This is a genomic window from Gilliamella sp. M0364, assembly GCF_016100565.1.
GTDB lineage: Bacteria > Pseudomonadota > Gammaproteobacteria > Enterobacterales > Orbaceae > Gilliamella > Gilliamella apis.
The window spans coordinates 165,549-183,511 of sequence record NZ_JACFSF010000004.1; the positions used below are offsets into that span (position 1 = coordinate 165,549).

At 33.3% G+C, this 17,963-nt stretch carries 17 protein-coding genes, 1 tRNA gene and 1 other RNA gene; 13 read left to right on the plus strand and 6 right to left on the minus strand.

Annotation, left to right across the window (positions count from 1 at the left end; translation table 11 throughout):
• Positions 1–50 precede the first annotated feature (50 nt).
• Both H3U96_RS07405 and H3U96_RS07410 read left to right on the plus strand, forming a co-directional pair.
• Positions 51–127: transfer RNA gene (locus H3U96_RS07405), tRNA-Pro, on the plus strand.
• A 34-nt stretch (positions 128–161) separates the two neighbouring features.
• A non-coding RNA gene (locus tag H3U96_RS07410) (RtT sRNA) lies at positions 162–292 on the plus strand.
• 75 nt (positions 293–367) lie between these two features.
• Here the strand turns inward: H3U96_RS07410 and H3U96_RS07415 are convergent.
• Positions 368–1,399, minus strand: a complete 1,032-nt coding sequence (locus tag H3U96_RS07415) for a LacI family DNA-binding transcriptional regulator (protein WP_065578297.1) — start codon at positions 1,397–1,399, stop codon at positions 368–370.
• Between the two features lie 317 nt (positions 1,400–1,716).
• Between H3U96_RS07415 and H3U96_RS07420 the strand changes: the two genes are divergently transcribed.
• From H3U96_RS07420 to rimL, 4 genes are all read left to right on the plus strand, one after another.
• Positions 1,717–2,160 carry a PTS sugar transporter subunit IIA gene (locus H3U96_RS07420; RefSeq protein WP_065578296.1) on the plus strand — a complete coding sequence of 148 codons (444 nt, stop codon included), beginning with the start codon at positions 1,717–1,719 and terminating at the stop codon, positions 2,158–2,160.
• Positions 2,161–2,191: 31 nt separating this feature from the next.
• A complete protein-coding gene (locus H3U96_RS07425) occupies positions 2,192–2,464 on the plus strand; it encodes a PTS sugar transporter subunit IIB (RefSeq protein WP_034900870.1) in 273 nt (90 codons plus the stop codon).
• Positions 2,465–2,479: 15 nt separating this feature from the next.
• Positions 2,480–3,844, plus strand: coding sequence for a PTS ascorbate transporter subunit IIC (locus tag H3U96_RS07430; RefSeq protein ID WP_065578295.1), 1,365 nt, complete (start codon positions 2,480–2,482; stop codon positions 3,842–3,844).
• 185 nt (positions 3,845–4,029) lie between these two features.
• Complete coding sequence (gene rimL / locus H3U96_RS07435) at positions 4,030–4,575, plus strand: 50S ribosomal protein L7/L12-serine acetyltransferase (RefSeq protein WP_198196161.1); 546 nt, start codon at positions 4,030–4,032, stop codon at positions 4,573–4,575.
• A gap of 75 nt (positions 4,576–4,650) precedes the next feature.
• On the opposite strand, the gene H3U96_RS07440 is transcribed toward rimL, so the two are convergent.
• Complete coding sequence (locus H3U96_RS07440) at positions 4,651–6,099, minus strand: APC family permease (protein ID WP_198196163.1); 1,449 nt, start codon at positions 6,097–6,099, stop codon at positions 4,651–4,653.
• Between the two features lie 172 nt (positions 6,100–6,271).
• Positions 6,272–7,303: an alcohol dehydrogenase AdhP gene (gene adhP, locus H3U96_RS07445; RefSeq protein ID WP_065578293.1), complete on the minus strand. Its 1,032-nt coding sequence runs from the start codon at positions 7,301–7,303 to the stop codon at positions 6,272–6,274.
• A 419-nt stretch (positions 7,304–7,722) separates the two neighbouring features.
• Between adhP and H3U96_RS07450 the strand changes: the two genes are divergently transcribed.
• Complete coding sequence (locus H3U96_RS07450) at positions 7,723–7,923, plus strand: hypothetical protein (RefSeq protein WP_198196164.1); 201 nt, start codon at positions 7,723–7,725, stop codon at positions 7,921–7,923.
• Positions 7,924–7,995: 72 nt separating this feature from the next.
• Here H3U96_RS07450 and H3U96_RS07455 read toward each other — a convergent pair whose 3' ends face one another.
• Positions 7,996–9,315 carry an MFS transporter gene (locus H3U96_RS07455; protein ID WP_198196165.1) on the minus strand — a complete coding sequence of 440 codons (1,320 nt, stop codon included), beginning with the start codon at positions 9,313–9,315 and terminating at the stop codon, positions 7,996–7,998.
• Between the two features lie 184 nt (positions 9,316–9,499).
• Between H3U96_RS07455 and H3U96_RS07460 the strand changes: the two genes are divergently transcribed.
• Complete coding sequence (locus H3U96_RS07460) at positions 9,500–10,540, plus strand: tagatose 1,6-diphosphate aldolase (protein ID WP_198196166.1); 1,041 nt, start codon at positions 9,500–9,502, stop codon at positions 10,538–10,540.
• A 148-nt stretch (positions 10,541–10,688) separates the two neighbouring features.
• Here H3U96_RS07460 and grxB read toward each other — a convergent pair whose 3' ends face one another.
• Both grxB and H3U96_RS07470 read right to left on the minus strand, forming a co-directional pair.
• Positions 10,689–11,339 carry a glutaredoxin 2 gene (gene grxB / locus H3U96_RS07465; RefSeq protein ID WP_198196167.1) on the minus strand — a complete coding sequence of 217 codons (651 nt, stop codon included), beginning with the start codon at positions 11,337–11,339 and terminating at the stop codon, positions 10,689–10,691.
• A complete protein-coding gene (locus H3U96_RS07470; protein WP_065578289.1) occupies positions 11,336–11,962 on the minus strand; it encodes a Pr6Pr family membrane protein in 627 nt (208 codons plus the stop codon). The genes grxB and H3U96_RS07470 overlap by 4 nt, the downstream gene beginning before the upstream one ends.
• Before the next feature lie 223 nt (positions 11,963–12,185).
• Between H3U96_RS07470 and xerD the strand changes: the two genes are divergently transcribed.
• The 5 genes from xerD to H3U96_RS07495 all read left to right on the plus strand — a co-directional run bounded on the left by xerD (position 12,186) and on the right by H3U96_RS07495 (position 17,911).
• A complete protein-coding gene (gene xerD / locus H3U96_RS07475) occupies positions 12,186–13,085 on the plus strand; it encodes a site-specific tyrosine recombinase XerD (RefSeq protein ID WP_198196206.1) in 900 nt (299 codons plus the stop codon).
• A 26-nt stretch (positions 13,086–13,111) separates the two neighbouring features.
• Entirely contained in the window at positions 13,112–13,816 is a 705-nt protein-coding gene (gene dsbC, locus H3U96_RS07480; RefSeq protein WP_198196168.1) for a bifunctional protein-disulfide isomerase/oxidoreductase DsbC, read from the plus strand.
• A gap of 78 nt (positions 13,817–13,894) precedes the next feature.
• Positions 13,895–15,628, plus strand: coding sequence for a single-stranded-DNA-specific exonuclease RecJ (gene recJ, locus H3U96_RS07485; protein ID WP_086360563.1), 1,734 nt, complete (start codon positions 13,895–13,897; stop codon positions 15,626–15,628).
• Positions 15,629–15,750: 122 nt separating this feature from the next.
• A complete protein-coding gene (gene mpl / locus H3U96_RS07490; RefSeq protein ID WP_198196170.1) occupies positions 15,751–17,145 on the plus strand; it encodes a UDP-N-acetylmuramate:L-alanyl-gamma-D-glutamyl-meso-diaminopimelate ligase in 1,395 nt (464 codons plus the stop codon).
• A gap of 409 nt (positions 17,146–17,554) precedes the next feature.
• Positions 17,555–17,911 (plus strand): helix-turn-helix domain-containing protein, encoded by a 357-nt coding sequence (locus H3U96_RS07495; protein ID WP_065578284.1) that lies wholly within the window; start codon positions 17,555–17,557, stop codon positions 17,909–17,911.
• Positions 17,912–17,963: the final 52 nt, after the last annotated feature.

The following is a 17,963-nucleotide window of genomic DNA, read 5'->3' on the forward strand; positions in this document are numbered from 1 at the left end:
ATATCAACTATTGACACATTATAGTTAGCGCAGTATTATGCGCTTCCTAACGGCGAGTAGCGCAGCTTGGTAGCGCAACTGGTTTGGGACCAGTGGGTCGGAGGTTCGAATCCTCTCTCGCCGACCAATTTAATAAGAAAGCCTACTCGTTTGAGTGGGCTTTTTTATTACTACAACGATGCATTTGATTCGAACCGATAAGAGGTTCGAGCCAAGTAGAACGAGACAGCGTTGCTTTAGCAACGACCCGTAGGGCGAGCATAAAATGCGAGTCAATCCTCGCTCTCATCCATTCATTTTATTATCATAGCTATTAGATTAATTCAAACTTAAAGTATTTCTTTAAATAATTAATTTTCTGGTTAAATTACAAACTATCTCTTAAACAAATTGTTGGTACCAGAGTTGATATTTCGAAACTTGAATGACCACCTTTATCTGTTAATTCATTCAATAATAAATTACCGATATATTCCCCTTTTTTCTTTGAAGGTAAAGAAACAGTAGTGAGGGTTGGAATGCTTACCTGACTAAATTCGCTATCACCAAATCCACAAACGGCTAATTGATAAGGAACGCGAATATGTCGTCTTTGACATTCATAGAGCACACCACACGCCAACTCATCGGTAGTACAAACTAATGCATCTATTTCAGGCCAGTTCAACAAGATATCAGGTAACAATGCACTACCAGTACTAAAATTAGCTGGTTTTGCCGGATTAATTATTCTATGTGTTGGCAAATGATTGTTTAACATAGCTTTATGCCAACCATGTAACCTTTGTTGAAAAACATGACATTGATGGTCAGCACAAAGTAAACCAATATGGCGATAGCCTTTTTTTATTACATGTTCAGTCAACATACACATTGCTAAACTATCATCCACTTCGATATGTATATTTGCCACTTCATCATACGACTTACCAATATTGAAAGTAGGAATCGTTTTATTGTTTAATATTTTTTCAACAAAATCATCATTTTCAATATAAAAGAGCAATATCGCTTCAAGATTATTACTATAGAGAGTATCTAATAGTTGTGATTCACGTTTATAGAAATAATAAGATTCAAATATAATTGTGGTATAACCTTCTTTGAGTAAATATGCTTGCAGTGAATTGAGTGCTATACGGGTTGAATCTTCATAAATTTTTGTAGTAATGACTGCAATAACTTTATTGGCAGAAGCTGATGCGAGTAAACTGGCTGCTATATTAGGTTTATAGCCTAATGTCTCAACTGCTAGTTGGATTTTTTGACGCAGTTTATCCGACACTTTATCTGGCGTTCGTAATGCTCTTGAAACAGTCATCGTACCAACACCAGCATATTTAGCGACATCAAATAAAGTTGTTTGACCTGTACTTCTGCGCTTTTTTGTATCCTGCATATCTGATCTCAATTAGAACTAACTAATAGTTAAATGTATACTTCAAAATTTCACAAAACAAATAATTACAATAAGTTAACTTACTAATTTAAATATTTAATCAAAAGAAGAGAGATTATTATAATATTATGCAATAACAATTTTTTTTCAAATATATATTAAAAATGCTATCCAAATCACAAAATAGAAAAATTATTGACTAAAAAATGATAGCGCTATCACATTTTTGTTTTTTTTAAATTATTATTGTTAGCCAATGTGTTAATTTTCTATTATCGTAATATTAACAAATAATAAATCAGTTTTTCGGAGGTAAAATGTTAAATCAATGGCTAACTGGTCAAACGGTAAAAATTGTTGATTCTGTCAAAGATTGGAAAGAAGCAATAGAGCTTTGCGCCACTCCATTATTAGAGAATCAATCAATAACACCAAACTATATTGATGCTATCTTTCAGCTACATGAATCAATTGGTCCTTACTATGTATTAGCACCAGGAATTGCAATGCCTCATGCCAGACCAGAACAAGGAGTAAATAATTTAGGATTATCGATGCTATTAGTTAAAAATGGCGTTAATTTTAATTCAGAAGAAAATGATCCTGTTTATTTAATTACTTTGTTAGCCGCAAGTGATAGCACTAGTCACATCGAAATGTTAACTCAGTTAGCTTCATTATTCGCTGAATCAAATGATGTTGATACAATTTTTAATGCTAAAAATAGCGATGAAATTTTAACAGTAATTGATCGTTATTAAATTCAAACCAATTAATATAAGGATAAATAATATGAAAATTATGGCTGTTTGTGGTTCAGGACTTGGTAGTAGTTTCATGGTTGAAATGAATATCAAAAAAGTACTCAAAAAATTAAACATTGATGCTGAAGTAACACATGCCGATCTTGCCTCAGCCACACCAGAACAAGCAGATCTTTTTGTGATGACTAAAGATCTAGCAGCAAGTTCTGGCATTCCACAAGATAAATTAGTAGTTTTAAACAATATTATTGATATCAACGATTTAGAGCAAAAACTCGTTGAACATTTTAATAAAGCCTAATTATGAGGTAATGCTATGATTCAAGAAGTAATTAAATTCGTTGTTGATATCTTAAAAGTACCAGCAATACTCGTAGGTCTAATCGCCATGGTTGGGCTATTAGCACAACGAAAATCATTTGCAGATACAGTTAAAGGAACGGTTAAAACAATTTTAGGTTTTTTAGTATTAGGTGGTGGTGCAACGGTTTTAATCAGTGCAATTACTCCTTTAGGTTTAATGTTTGAAGAAGCTTTTAAACTTCAAGGTATCATCCCTAATAATGAAGCCATCGTTTCAATGGCATTAAATGAATATGGTACAGCAACCGCGTTAATTATGGCATTCGGTATGGTTGCCAATATTATGGTTGCAAGATTCACATGCTTAAAATATATTTTTCTAACTGGCCATCATACTTTTTATATGGCATGTATGATCAGTATTATTTTGACCGTTGCTGGATTTGAAGGTTGGCAATTAGTATTTACTGGCTCATTGGTTCTCGGCTTAATCATGGCATTCTTCCCAGCTTTAGCCCAACCACATATGCGAAAAATAACTGGCAATGATGATGTTGCATTCGGTCATTTCGGAACCTTAGGTTATGTATTAGCGGGTTGGCTTGGTTCTGCCTTTGGTAAAGGCTCACGTTCTACTGAAGAAATGAATTTACCAAAAAACTTAAGTTTTTTACGTGACAGCTCAATTTCTATCTCATTAACAATGATGATTATCTACTTAATTTTAGCTATATTTGCTGGCCCTGATTATATTCAAACAAACCTAAGTAAAGGAGATAATTATTTAGTTTATGCGATTATTGAAGCCATCACATTTGCGGCAGGTGTATTCATCATCCTTCAAGGGGTTAGACTTATTTTAGCTGAAATTGTTCCTGCATTTACTGGTTTCTCAGAAAAATTAGTACCAAATGCAAAACCTGCTTTAGACTGTCCTGTTGTTTTCCCTTATGCACCAAATGCAGTATTAATTGGCTTCTTATTTAGTTTTCTTGGTGGATTAGTTGGATTATTTGTACTAGGACAACTAAATGCTGTACTTATTTTACCGGGTGTTGTACCTCATTTCTTCTGTGGTGCAACTGCTGGCGTATTTGGTAATGCTATGGGAGGCCGTCGAGGTGCAATGCTTGGTGCATTTGCAAATGGCTTATTAGTGACATTCCTACCAGTACTTTTATTACCAGTTTTAGGGTCACTTGGTTTTTCTAATACAACTTTCTCTGATGTAGACTTTTGTGGTGTAGGAATTATTCTGGGCAATATGGCAAAATGGTTCAATAAAGATATTATTATGGGAATCTTTATCGCTATTTTTGCTTTGTTAGTTGTACATAATGCATTAACAAAACCTAAAAAAAGTAACAATGAAAAATAGATTATTATCTTTTCATTAAGTAACAATATGATGCCAGACTTGTTAGTCTGGCAATTTTATACTACTTCATCTTACTACAACTTAGCCTATCAACTTTCAACAACGTCGTTTATTTAATATACATGACAACATAATTTGTTTAAAATCTTTAAGCAACTTTGTTAGGTATTTTAAAAAAGTTAATAATGACCAATAATCCAAAAGATATAATTGATGTTAATAAACATCTTTGCTTAGTACCAGCAAATAATCAATATGCATCAGATATTTATAATATTATCGCTAGCAATAGAGAGTACTTTAGTCAATTTATGGTATGGCCTAAATTTGTGAAAAACCAAGCGGATACAGCGCAGTTTTTAGATTCTTGTTGGTTAAAACATCAACAGAATGAAAGCAAAACCTATGTCATTTTATTAAAAGGTCAAGCTATTGGATTACTATCTTTTAATCAGATTGATAAAAATAATAAAACAGCTTATATCGGTTATTGGCTAGATAGCTCAAAACAGGGCAATGGAATTATGACCGTCGCAATCAATGCATTAATAAAGTATTATGCTATGCAAAAAATAATTAGACGATTTGTTATTAAGTGTACTGTTTATAATGAAAAAAGTAATGCTTTGGCCAAACGCTGTGGTTTTAGTTATGAAGGTACTTTAAAACAAGCTGAATATATTAATGAAACTTTTCACGATCAAAATATTTATGGTTTGATTGCTGATTAGGTTTAACTTTTTGATTACAAAAAACCGACCGCAGTCGGTTTTGATTAACAATTGTTTAATAAATGTGCTTAACGATTATTTGATTATAAAATAACCATAGGCGATTAAACCTAAAACAATAATAATTGAAGATATTGCAATCATATACTTGGTTTTAAATTGGTATTTCTTTACTTCACCAAGTGAAAGTTCAATATGTTTATTTTTATTATCAAAATAGTAATAAAGAGGTAAACCAATTAGTGTTAACACTATCGAGGCTATCCCATTTACAGTTTGGTGAATTAACATACCGTATATAACATATCCAGCACCTAAAATAGCGATAAGAGGAATAACTGGATAACCAATTACTTTATAAGGTCTTGGTGTATCAGCAAATTTTTTCCTGGCGATAATTACCCCAATAAAGGTTAATAAATAGAATACCCAAATAGAAAACATCGAAATTTCAGATAAACGATCAGCATCAAGTAGCGTTGAATAAAGGAAGGAAAACACAACTAGGATAATAATTGCATTCACCGGTGAACGACTATCGTCATCAATGGTACTTAGGAATTTTGCTCCAATAATGGTTCCTCGCTCTCCCATGCTAAAGATAGTTCGAGATAATGTCATGATATAACCATTAATACCACCTAGAATTGAAACCATAATACCAACAGCAACTAAATTACCACCTAAATGCCCAAACATGCGCTGTGAAGCAACTGCTGAAGCGTCATGGCCAAGCGTAACCATTTCTTGTACTGGAAATATCTTGAACAGTGCAATATTAATACATGCATAAACAATTACTAAAAATATTATGCCTAGAATAATTGCTTTAGGTAATACTTTTGATGGATTACGAATTTCACCAGCAACAGAGGCAACTTGCGCCCATCCATCATAAGCAAATAGCGTTGCCAAAATTGCTACTGCAAATGGCGCATAAGTTTCAATACCTTGACCACTAGCACTAAATAGTGCAACTTGCCCATTACCTTTCCATAATCCAAATATTGCTAACAATAAGATTGGGACAAGCTTACAAAAGGTAGCAATCGTTTGCAGATATCCAGCCTGTTTCACGCCTATTGAATTAATGTATGCAATAAGCCCCAAAACACCAGCGCTTACCGCCATACGATAGGCATCATTGATCCCAAATAATAAACAAAATACTGAGCTAAAATAACCAACCAAAGCACCAACTAAAGATGGCGCAAAAAGCACAGTGATCATCCAACCATATAGATGAGAAACTTTAGCTCCATAAATTTTTTCTAAATAAACCAGCATGCCCCCAGTTTTTGGGAACATAACACCAAGTTCACATAACGTTAAACCACCACAAATTGAAAAAATTCCACCAATAATCCACGCTAACAAAGCAAAATTATAATCGCCAGCGACTTCTAATACAGCGGGTGGTTTCATAAATGCACCAGCGCCTAAAACCATTCCAACAACTAGTGATAATGCAGAAACTAAACCAAGATCTTTCCGCAAATTATTCTCTAAATTGTGTTCAGACATAAATAACCTCTTAAACTGATCAATAAAGCAAAACTTGCCTATAATAGGACTTTATTTATAAAAAACAAGCAAGATTAACTTTAATCGAAAAAAGCTTTTCAAATTAGAAATTACTATCAATAAAAAAGTCAGCATAAAGCTGACTTTCAATGAGTTAATCACTCAATAATTACTATTTTTTCTTCATTTTCATATCAATAACCATACGACCACGAATTTTACCTGCTTTCATCTCGTCAATCATATCATTGATATCTTCAAGAGGGCGTTTTTCAACCATTGGTACAACTTTACCTTCGGCACTAAAACGAAATGCTTCCGCTAAATCTTCTCGAGTACCAACTAATGAGCCGAGCACTTGAATACCATCTAGAACTGTCTTAGGAATACTTAAATCCATTGTTTCAGAAGGTAGACCCAAAGCTACAACTCGACCTAATGGACGTACAGAACCAATAGCCTGATTGAATGCTGTTTTAGTAACTGAAGTTACCACCGCACCATGCACACCACCATCGGTATGTTCTTTTATGTAAGCACCAACATCAGCCACTTTTTTAGGATTAACCACTAAATCAGCACCAAGTTTCTTACATAACTCTAGCTGGCTATCACTGTTACTAATCGCAACAACTTTATTGTTAAAAACATTTTTACCATATTCGATAGCCAAAGTACCAAGTCCACCAATACCAAAAACTGCTAGCCATTGACCAGGTTTAGTGTCAGCAACCTTAATTCCTTTATAAGTAGTTACACCTGCACAAGTCACACTAGTTGCTTGAGCTGGATCTAAGCCATCTGGCACTTTTACCGCATAATCAGCTTTAACAATACATTGCTCAGCCATACCACCATCGACAGTATAACCTGAGTTTAAAGCACTTCGGCAAAATGTTTCGTTACCAGATATACAATATTCACAGGTACCGCAACCTGCATGGAACCATGCAATACTAACACGATCTCCAACCTTCAAACTTTTTACATCAGGTGCAATTTTAGTCACAATACCCACACCTTCATGACCAATTACTCGACCTGGTTTTTTACCGAAATCGCCAGCAGCGACATGAAGATCAGTGTGACAAAGCCCACAATACTCAACCTCAACCAAAGCCTCCCCGGCCTCTAATGGGCGAACAGGAACGTCTTTAATTTCAACTTGACCATCGCATTCTTGTCTAATAACTGCAGCTTTCATTTGTTTCTCCTAAAATAATTACAATTTAAAAAATATGACTGGCTTCATTTTAAACTATTTATTTAGAAAAAATATGCGCTATTTCACATTTATCAATAAAAATGAGAATTATTCATTATTCCTTTCTATATACAGTCTTAAATTATCAAATAGCAAACCTTGATAATTATAAAGGTTCAACAAATTGGATTCATAACCAACATATACCTAAAAAATAATATAAATATGTGATATTGATATCTCTCATCTTTACTAAAAATTTTTATAGTTAAGGCTTTCAATTAAACTTTATGCTAAGGAGGTTCTCAGTATTGTTAGTGAAAGTTGTTCGGGTAAATCTTTGTTATCTAATGTAATCATGGTGTTACTACATCTCAAGGAAAGATAAATTTTAATGGTAATAATTTTCTCTCCTACAAATGCGTACAATCCGTAGAGCGCATATTAGTATGGTATTTCAAGATCCCATGACAGAATTAAATCCATTTATTAACAATTTAGCGGTCGGTGTTGGAATATATAGTATATATAAACTGGATAATAATGACTTCGTAGCAGGATTACAGCGTAGTGTTAAAGCTGATGTAATACTGATGGTAGAGGCTGACAAGAATCAGTGAAATAGTCTAGATATGATTTTTGAGGAACATAAAAAAACCCTGTTCCTCAAAATTTTTCTTTTCCCATTGAGGTTAAGCAATATCTTTCGCCACATATTTTTGGCTATTGTTATTAACTAATAAAAATAGTCCAATTAAAGCGCCTAATACAAATAATCCAACCACATAAATAGCCGGTGCCATTTTACTAACAAAATCACTAAAAAATGAAATCAGTAATGGGGTTAAACCACCGGCAATAGCATAAGCCATATTAAATGAAAATGATACGCCACTATAGCGAACCTGAGTTGGGAATACCTTAACCATAAAATAAGCAAAAGAGCCAACAATTCCGACACTAGAACCGGCTAAGAAATAAGTGATAAAGAGAAGATTTGCGTTTTCTAATGATAAATAAAATATAGCAATCATGATAGCAGCAATACTACAACCAATAACCAGCACTTTGCCCATTGCAAATTTATCCATCATCATGCCATAAAACGTACAACTAATGATAAGTCCAATGATAGCTAATATATTACCTTGTAAAGCGTCAATTGCTGAAAAACCAAATTGCTTTTGTAATAAAATTGGCGTCATTAACATTATTACCATAATACCGGCAGATAACACCCAAGTCAGTAACATTGATAAAATAGTTTGTGGTAAATACTGGGTTAAAACGGTTATAACTGGTAATTTTTTAGATGATTCTTCATTCTTACGTTTTTGAATTTCTAGAAAAATCGGCGTCTCTTTTAACCAACGACGAAGATACATAGCAATTAAGCCAAAAATACCACCAATAATAAATGGTACTCGCCAGCCCCACTCATTCATTTGCTCTACCGAGACGCTTTTACTCATTATTGTCGATACTAGTGAACCGAGTAAAATACCTAAACTTAAGCCACTGGTTAAAATGCCACAAGCTAAACCAATTTTATTCTTAGGCACATGTTCAGCAACAAATGTCCACGCCCCTGGTACTTCACCACCTACAGCAAGCCCCTGGCATAATCGCATCATTAAGAGTAATAATGGTGCAAAAATACCGATATTGGCATAAGTAGGCAAACAACCAATAAATAATGTTGGTAATGCCATTAATAGAATACTAAGTGTAAACATTCTTTTGCGGCCAAACATATCACCAAAGTGAGCCATCACAATACCACCAAAAGGACGAATCAAATAACCAGCAGCAAATATACCAAAAGTTTGAACTTGACTTAACCATGCTGGCATATCATCCGGAAAAAATAGATGGCTTATCGTAATTGAAAAAAAGACAAATATAATAAAATCATAAAATTCTAATGCACCACCTAATGCTGATAGAGCTAAGGTTTTATAATCTTGATTATTTAATGTTCGCACATTTGTAACTATTGTAGAATCTGGCATAATCATCCCTGTAAACATTTTTTTACAAACAGTCTATTAATCTGTACTAATATACCGGAACAAATTGCCATTTAAAAGAAAATATCAAAAAGTTCACACAAAATTAAAACTAGCACTAAATGATTAATAATTAGCCAAATAAAAACCTACAATGAAAAAATCTTATTAAATGGAGAGTTTTAAAATGGCAACAAAATGCATTTCTCGTGGAAAATTCAACCGTATGCAACAATTATCTAACCAAGATGGCGTAATTGCAGCATTAGCAATCGATCAGCGTGGTTCTATGGTAAAAATGATGCAAAATGCTGTAGGTCAAGAACGTTATAATATTGATATGGTGTATGAATTTAAAGAGCTTGTTTCTCAGGAATTAACCAAATATGTTAGTGCCATTTTACTGGATGAAGAACTCGGTTTTAAAGGCATGGCAGCAAAAAATAAAAATGCTGGGTTAATTATGTCTTATGAAAAAACTGGATACGATGCCAATACACCAGGACGTTTACCAGATATTTTACCGGAAGATTCACTTCAACGCCTAATTCAAAAAGGTGCAGATGCAGCGAAAGTACTGGTCTATTATAATCCTGACGATCCGCAAGATATTTTAGATAAAAAACACGCCTTTTTAGAACGTTTAGGCAATGAAGCGAGAGCGGCTGACATTCCAGTATTTGTTGAGCCTATTGTTTATGATAATGTGGTAACTGATGATAAAAGTCCTGAATTCGCAAAAATAAAACCACAAAAAGTTATCAAGACAATTGAAGAATTTACTAAAGATCACTATTACATTGATATTCTTAAAGTAGAAGTACCCGTATTATTTAAAAACGTTGCAGGATTTAATGATAATAATCCTGTAGTTTATTCACAACAAGAAGCTTCCGATTATTTCAAACAAGCAAGTGATGTTGCGACTCGTCCTTTCATCTATTTAAGTGCAGGCGTACCAACCAAAACTTTCCATGAAGAACTCATTTTTGCCGGAGAGCACGGCGCCAAATATAGCGGTATTCTAGGAGGTCGAGCTACTTGGTTTGAAGGTATTGAAGCATATGCTAAAAATGGTAAAGATGGCTTAAAACGTTGGCTTGATACTATTGGATGTGAAAATGTTGAACAACTTAATAAGATTTTAAAACAATATGCAACCCCATGGTACGATGTATATGGTGGTAAAGACAAGATTGAAATTATTGATCTTAAATTAAGTAATTAATCGTTTTTGTAGAGATTTAAATAAATAACTTAAATAACAGATAAGAGTACAAGTTTTATTCCTATTTTTCTTGTACTCTTGTTATTAAATGAACAATTTGCCTATTATTTAATCATCATTTTTGTATACAATAGGATTCTACTTTTTGTTAAACCGCCTGATCAAAAAACAGGTTTACCTTGCTTAGTTCAGCCATTGAATCTAAATAGGCTTTAATTTTTGTAGGGAAAATGAGACCTTTAACACAGGTTAAATTGCGTAATATCGGAAATAAACATATATCATCCCAAGATAATGTGCCATTACATGCATTCGATGCCACAATTAATGGTTCAAGCTGATTTAATAAATCAGATATCTTAGCAATTAATGCATCAGTTTCGGCAAGGCAATCAGCAAACGAACCCAATTTTTTACTCTTATTTGTAATAAAATTATCAATAGCAGCTTGAGTGGCAAATTCAGCTAAGCCTAATTTTACATATCGTGGACACTCTAACTTATAATCATATTGTTGAAATTGTTTAATTAATGCTTCAATTTCTGGATTTTTAACTCCACTTAAGATAGGGCCTTTACCATAATTACTATCAACATAAGCAACAATATCAAGACTTTCTGGCATATAGCTACCATCTTCCTTTTGTAAGATTGGCACCATTTTTTCACCAATCATACTTGTCGGTGATTTAACATCATCGCTGAGAAAGACATGCTGTTCAACTGGAATATTTTTTAAACCAAAAATCATTCTTGCCCGTACGCAAAAAGGACAATGTTCATAAATATACAATTTCATATTCTTCTCCTAAAGCAATCAATGACCCATAACAAAAGAGCCAGCCCTAAAAACAGTATAAAAACCGATCCTGCAGCATATAGCGCTTTAACATATCCAACCCTAACCACATTAATAAAAGGATATGGATATTGATTAGTAAGATAACCCCGTATGAAAATATAAATACCATAAATTAACATCGACAAAAACGAACCAACAATGACATTAAACTGAATTCGTCGAAATGGACCCCAAACTAACCAACTTAATATACCAATAACCGGTAGAATCACATGTAAACTTTCATTGGTAAACTGTAATAAAGTATTAGGTGGTTTATGTATTCCCCTTAAAATTAAGTTATAAACTATTGCGGTTATAATCACCCCGACTAAGCCATTTAGTCGTATCACCTTGAAACTATATCGATTACAGTTGGGATTGAAAGTTAAACATAGACAACTAAATGCAAACATTAGATTGGAAAGTACCGTAAAAAAACTGTAGTAAAATATTATTCGCCCAGTTGGGGTACTTGGTTGCCAAGGTCTTAGCTGCGTATGCCAATAAATATAAGTTTCAATACCAATAATAAAAAAAGCATATAATGCAATAAAAAGATTAATATTTCGTTTTAACATAACTTATCATAAAAAATAACAGATAATTCAGTATATAGTAGGCAATAGAAAAGATACAAAATATTATTGCAATATCAACTAAAGTTAATGTTTTCATTGACCAAACATTCAATTTTATGCATTTCAATTGCAATAATAATGTGACAACTTCAAGTTATTGACAGTTAGTATATAATATTAACAACTATTGAAAATGAGTTGGTTTTTAATGTCTGATAAAGATATGTCATCACAAAATAAAATATTAATTGAACAATTTCTAGACTCAATCTGGTTAGAACGAAATCTTGCTGAAAATACAATTGAATCTTACAAACTGGATCTCTTCGCACTAAGCCAATCACTACAATTACAAAAAGTTAACTTTCTCACGGCACAATCCACTAACTTACAGGAATTTTTACTACAACGAGTTAAAGATGGTTATAGAGCAAGTAGTTCGGCACGTTTATTAAGTGCGACTAAACGTTTTTTTCAATATTTATATCGAGAAAACTATCGTACCGATGATCCATCAGCTATATTGTCATCACCAAAATTACCAAAAAAATTACCTAAAGACTTAACTGAATCACAGGTTGATGCCCTACTAGAATCACCAAGTATTGATGATCCAATTGAACTAAGAGATAAAGCTATGTTAGAGGTGCTTTATGCTACAGGATTACGAGTCTCAGAATTAGTTAACTTAGAAATTAGTGATGTCAGCCTAAGGCAAGGAGTAGTGAGAGTTATAGGCAAAGGCAACAAAGAGCGTTTAGTTCCTTTAGGAGAAGAAGCAATCTATTGGCTTGAATACTATTTCAAATATGCACGCAATGATCTACTAAAAAATGGGCCAGTTGATGTACTTTTTCCAAGTCGTTTAGGCAAGAAAATGACACGACAGACATTCTGGCATAGAATCAAATATTATGCCATACTAGCAGGCATTAATATTGAAGCCCTTTCACCTCATGTACTTAGGCACGCCTTTGCAACGCATTTGCTTAATCATGGCGCCGATTTGCGAGTAGTGCAAATGTTACTAGGGCACAGTAGTTTATCAACTACACAAATTTATACACATGTTGCAACAGAAAGATTAAAACAATTGCACAGCAAACATCATCCTCGTGCATAACAGTTTATATAACTAAGGATAACTGAATGAAAAAATTAGTCATAAGTTTAGGTTTAGCATTAATCTCAACTTCAGTATTAGCCAATAACGCCGATATCACCAAATCGATGGAAAAATTAGGTTTTTCTAATAAAGAAATTACTATCGAAAATAATCCAGTACAAGGATTGAAAAGTGTTATCACACCTGAGGGTATTTTCTATATAACAGATGATGGTAAATTTTTAACTCAAGGACCAATCTATAGTCTTGAAGGTGGTGAACCAGTAAATATTGCCAACAGTAATAACTTAAAATTAATGAAATCAATTGAAAAAGATGCCATTGTTTATAAAGCACCAAAAGAAAAATATATTATTTCAGTTTTCACCGATTATACTTGTCATTATTGTAAATTACTTCATGAAAATATAAATCAATACTTAGATGCGGGTATCTCAGTGCACTATTTTGCATTTCCTCGAGCCGGTGCTGATAGTGATGTAGGCAAAAATATGCAATCTATTTGGAGTGTTGCCGATCGTAAAACTGCTTTTGATAATGCCTATAAGGGTAATTCAATTTCTCCGGCGAATAGTATGGTGCCTTACGTAACACAACAATTTAATGTTGGTAAAAAATTAGGTATCAGTGGTACCCCAGCATTATTACTACCGGATGGGCAATTAGTTTCAGGCTATGTTCCTGCTGATAAATTAATCGAAATATTAAAAAAGAAAGCTAAAAATTAGTACTTTATAATTTCTAATAATTAAAATTCAGATAAAAATAAGAATGTATGTTAGCGCACATGCGCTAACATTTAAAATATGAAAAGTAAATTAACACACCGCCAATTACCTGAAGTACTACCTAAATTGTCACCAGATATTCCACTCTTATTGCAACGAGTCTATGCATTACGTGGAATAACATCTATGCAAGAATTAGATTATACCACTCGTAATTTATGCAACTATGACAACTTAGATGGTACCCATACTGCTGTTGAAATTGTTTATTCAGCTATGCAGAATAATAAACGGATTATGATTGTTGGTGATTTTGATACTGATGGCGCAACCAGTACTGCATTAATGATAAAAGCATTAAAAAAGATGGGATGTAAACATGTCGATTATATCATTCCTAATCGATTTGATGATGGATACGGTTTAAGTATAAGTGTGGTAAAAAGAGCACTGTCAAAAAAAGCCGATCTGATTATTACTGTTGATAATGGTGTTTCGGCTATTGAGGCGGTTGAATTTGCAAAACAATCAAACTTAACTGTAATAATTACAGATCATCACTTGTGTTCAGAGCAATTACCAGCAGCTGATGCTATCATTAATCCTAATTTACCAAACAGCTCTTTTCCATCTAAACACTTAGCTGGTGTTGGTGTAGCATTTTATTTTATGTTGGCATTACGGGCAAAGCTGCGTAAAGAAAACTGGTTTGCTAGCAATAAGTTAGCAGAATATAACATTACCAACTTGCTAGACTTAGTTGCGCTTGGCACGATTGCCGATGTGGTAAAACTTGACCGCAATAATCGTATATTGGTTCATCAAGGAATTAGCCGTATTCGAGCCGGTTATTGTTGTGAAGGAATCAAAGCATTATTAGATATCTCTAGACGAGATCCTCTTACGTTAACTTCCACAGATCTTGCCTATTACATAGCCCCAAGGCTAAATGCAGCTGGGCGAATGGATAGTATGTCGCTTAGCGTGGAATTACTGCTATGTGAAGATTATGATAGTGCCATTAAACAAGCAACCGATCTTGATACACTTAATCATGACCGGAAACTGATTGAACAAACAATGTATCAAGAAGCGTTATCCTATATTGAACAAGTAGAACAGAAAAATTCTACTTTTCCGAACGCATTAGTTGTACATCATCCGCAGTGGCATCAAGGTATTATCGGTATTGTATCGGCACGTTTGAAAGATAAACATTATCGTCCAGTTATATGTTTTGCCTCTACTGAAGATGGATTATTAAAAGGTTCCGGACGATCAATAGAGGGGATTCACTTACGAGACATACTTGATAAACTCAATGAGAGATATCCCGATATTCTAGTGAGCTTTGGTGGACATGCCATGGCAGCTGGATTAAGCATTCAAGAAAAAGATTTAGATCAATTTAGCGCACATTTTGAAGCATTGATAACTGAACAACTCGATTTAGATGTACTCGAACAAATCATTGAAACCGATGGTGAGATAGATAATCAAGATTTTAATTATGCAATAGCTAAACAATTAAAAGAGTCTGGTCCATGGGGTGAAGGATTTACAGAACCAACATTCGATGGTGATTTTATTGTGCATCAACAACGTTTATTTGCTGAAAAACATCTTAAATTAGTATTAGAACCAAAAAACGGTGGTCCAATTATTGAAGGCATATGTTTCAATGTAAATTTAACTCAATGGCCAGATAATACAATAAAAATTGTAAAAATTGTCTATCAACTAGATGTTAATGATTTTCATGGTAATCAGGCGGTAAAATTGATGATTAGACATATTTGGCCTATCGCATAAGCGAGTAAAATCGACTATAATTATAGTTTTCTACAAAAATCAAATCAGTTAACTAAAAGATACTGGCAACAGATAAGTATTATCATCAGTACAATATTTTATACAACATTAAGGACCAAAAAATGCATATTCATATACTTGGGATTTGTGGCACATTTATGGGAGGCATTGCATTAATCGCTCGCTCATTGGGTCATAAAGTCACGGGTTCAGACAAAAATGTTTACCCACCAATGAGTACGCTACTACAAAAAGAACATATTGATATTATTGAAGGAGATGATCCTTCACAATTAAACCCTATTCCGGATCTGGTAATTATTGGTAATGCCTTATCAAGAGGCAATCCTTGTGTTGAATATATTTTAGATAACAACATTCCTTATATTTCTGCTCCTCAATGGCTACATGACAACGTTTTACGTGAACGATGGGTAATCGCTGTTGCTGGAACGCATGGTAAAACAACAACAGCAGGTATGGTTAACTGGATTTTAGAGAAACAAGGCTATAACCAAGGTTTTGTTATTGGTGGCGTACCAGGTAATTTTGAAGTATCAGCAAGGCTAGGTGAAGGTAACTTTTTCGTTATCGAAGCCGATGAATATGATTGTTCATTTTTTGATAAACGTTCTAAATTTATGCATTATTGCCCAAAAACGTTAATTATGAACAATTTGGAATTTGATCATGCAGATATTTTTGATGATCTCAGTTCAATTCAAAAACAATTTCATCACTTAGTTCGTTTAGTGCCAAGTAAAGGGTTGATAATTTCCCCGCAAGAAGATGTCAATTTAAAACAAGTTTTAGCGAAAGGTTGTTGGAGTGAGCAATCATTCACCGAATCAGAAAATGGCTGGATGGCGAAAAAAATCGCTAATGATGCGAGCCAATTTACTGTTTACTTTAACAATGAACAGGTTGGTGAAGTTAACTATTCTCTTGTTGGTGAACATAATATGCATAATGCCTTAATGGCTATTGCAGCGGCGCATAATGTCGGTATTAAACCAGCTGATGCTTGTTTAGCACTTGGATCGTTTTTGAATGCCAAAAGACGTTTAGAGTTATATGGCGAAGTTAATGATATTGAGATTTATGATGATTTTGCCCATCACCCAACTGCAATATTAGCAACTTTAGAAGCATTACGCAGCAAAATTGGGGCAAATCGAAGAATATTAGCTGTTTTAGAGCCTCGTTCGAATACTATGAAACTAGGCATATCCAAAGATGAACTTGCGCCATCATTAGGTCGTGCAGATGAAATATATATGTTTCAACCAGAACAACTACCTTGGTTAGTTGCTGATGTGGTTGATGCTTGTATTCAACCAGCTTATTGGTCTGGTGATATTGATTTATTAGTTGAGATGATTACTAAATCAGCTAAACCAACTGATGCAATCTTGATTATGAGTAATGGTGGTTTTAATGGCATTCATAATAAAATTTTAAAAAATCTGCAAAAACAGCGAATAAAAAATAAACAAGAAGAAAAATTGCGACATTAATAATTACATTCCAATATGACATGTCATTTTTAGTGGCATGTCATCGCTATATATTTTAATCCATTATATTATCTTTTATTAGGTATGAATCTACATATGTTATCCAAATAATAATTTATTTGCTAAGAGCTAATTGACGAATAAGATAAATACTGTGAATAAATAAGCTAATTATCAATAGCTGTAACTAGACAGATAATTAGAAAATCGAATAATATAAATATTATTTATTATTTCTAAATAATAAGGAAAAACACCTTTATAAGTACTAATTAGGACGATTTAAATGATAAATTGATAATCTAATAAATTTATCTGTAATTACTGTTGATTAATAGAATAACTAATGCACCATTTATTTATATTAGACATGGTATTAAATCTCCGCTTATAAAATTGAGGATAGTACATGAATGACACTACCGACATGATTAAAATGTTATGTCGCAGAATAAAAATGGCAAGAATTGAGAAAAATTTATCACAGCTAGAGCTGGCTAATAAAGCCCAAATAGGTATTGCCACAATAAAACGTATTGAACATGGAGAATCAATTACTTTACAAACATTAATTGCTGTTTTAAAAGGCTTAGATGAACTTGACCAACTGAACAATTTATTGGCCTATAATGAAATAATGCATAAAACATCATCAGAACAACCAAAACGAAAAAAACGTTGTTTCAAAAAAGACGAAAAAATAGATATGTTAGTAAATAATGATTTTCTACGTTCAAAAGTTAATACAATGCGTTGGAAATACTAAGTTGATTGGCTATTTTCGCCGATTTTATATCGGCGAAAATAAACAAAATGAT

Excerpts from the sequence above, each read along its gene's own strand:
- rimL (WP_198196161.1), top strand. The coding sequence starts at position 4,030 with ATGACCAATAATCCAAAAGATATAATTGATGTTAATAAACATCTTTGC.
- H3U96_RS07415 (WP_065578297.1), bottom strand. The coding sequence starts at position 1,399 with ATGCAGGATACAAAAAAGCGCAGAAGTACAGGTCAAACAACTTTATTT.
- mpl (WP_198196170.1), top strand. The coding sequence starts at position 15,751 with ATGCATATTCATATACTTGGGATTTGTGGCACATTTATGGGAGGCATT.
- recJ (WP_086360563.1), top strand. The coding sequence starts at position 13,895 with ATGAAAAGTAAATTAACACACCGCCAATTACCTGAAGTACTACCTAAA.
- H3U96_RS07425 (WP_034900870.1), top strand. The coding sequence starts at position 2,192 with ATGAAAATTATGGCTGTTTGTGGTTCAGGACTTGGTAGTAGTTTCATG.
- H3U96_RS07440 (WP_198196163.1), bottom strand. The coding sequence starts at position 6,099 with ATGTCTGAACACAATTTAGAGAATAATTTGCGGAAAGATCTTGGTTTA.
- H3U96_RS07455 (WP_198196165.1), bottom strand. The coding sequence starts at position 9,315 with ATGCCAGATTCTACAATAGTTACAAATGTGCGAACATTAAATAATCAA.
- H3U96_RS07450 (WP_198196164.1), top strand. The coding sequence starts at position 7,723 with ATGCGTACAATCCGTAGAGCGCATATTAGTATGGTATTTCAAGATCCC.
- H3U96_RS07420 (WP_065578296.1), top strand. The coding sequence starts at position 1,717 with ATGTTAAATCAATGGCTAACTGGTCAAACGGTAAAAATTGTTGATTCT.
- H3U96_RS07495 (WP_065578284.1), top strand. The coding sequence starts at position 17,555 with ATGAATGACACTACCGACATGATTAAAATGTTATGTCGCAGAATAAAA.
- H3U96_RS07470 (WP_065578289.1), bottom strand. The coding sequence starts at position 11,962 with ATGTTAAAACGAAATATTAATCTTTTTATTGCATTATATGCTTTTTTT.
- dsbC (WP_198196168.1), top strand. The coding sequence starts at position 13,112 with ATGAAAAAATTAGTCATAAGTTTAGGTTTAGCATTAATCTCAACTTCA.
- adhP (WP_065578293.1), bottom strand. The coding sequence starts at position 7,303 with ATGAAAGCTGCAGTTATTAGACAAGAATGCGATGGTCAAGTTGAAATT.
- H3U96_RS07430 (WP_065578295.1), top strand. The coding sequence starts at position 2,480 with ATGATTCAAGAAGTAATTAAATTCGTTGTTGATATCTTAAAAGTACCA.
- grxB (WP_198196167.1), bottom strand. The coding sequence starts at position 11,339 with ATGAAATTGTATATTTATGAACATTGTCCTTTTTGCGTACGGGCAAGA.
- xerD (WP_198196206.1), top strand. The coding sequence starts at position 12,186 with ATGTCATCACAAAATAAAATATTAATTGAACAATTTCTAGACTCAATC.
- H3U96_RS07460 (WP_198196166.1), top strand. The coding sequence starts at position 9,500 with ATGGCAACAAAATGCATTTCTCGTGGAAAATTCAACCGTATGCAACAA.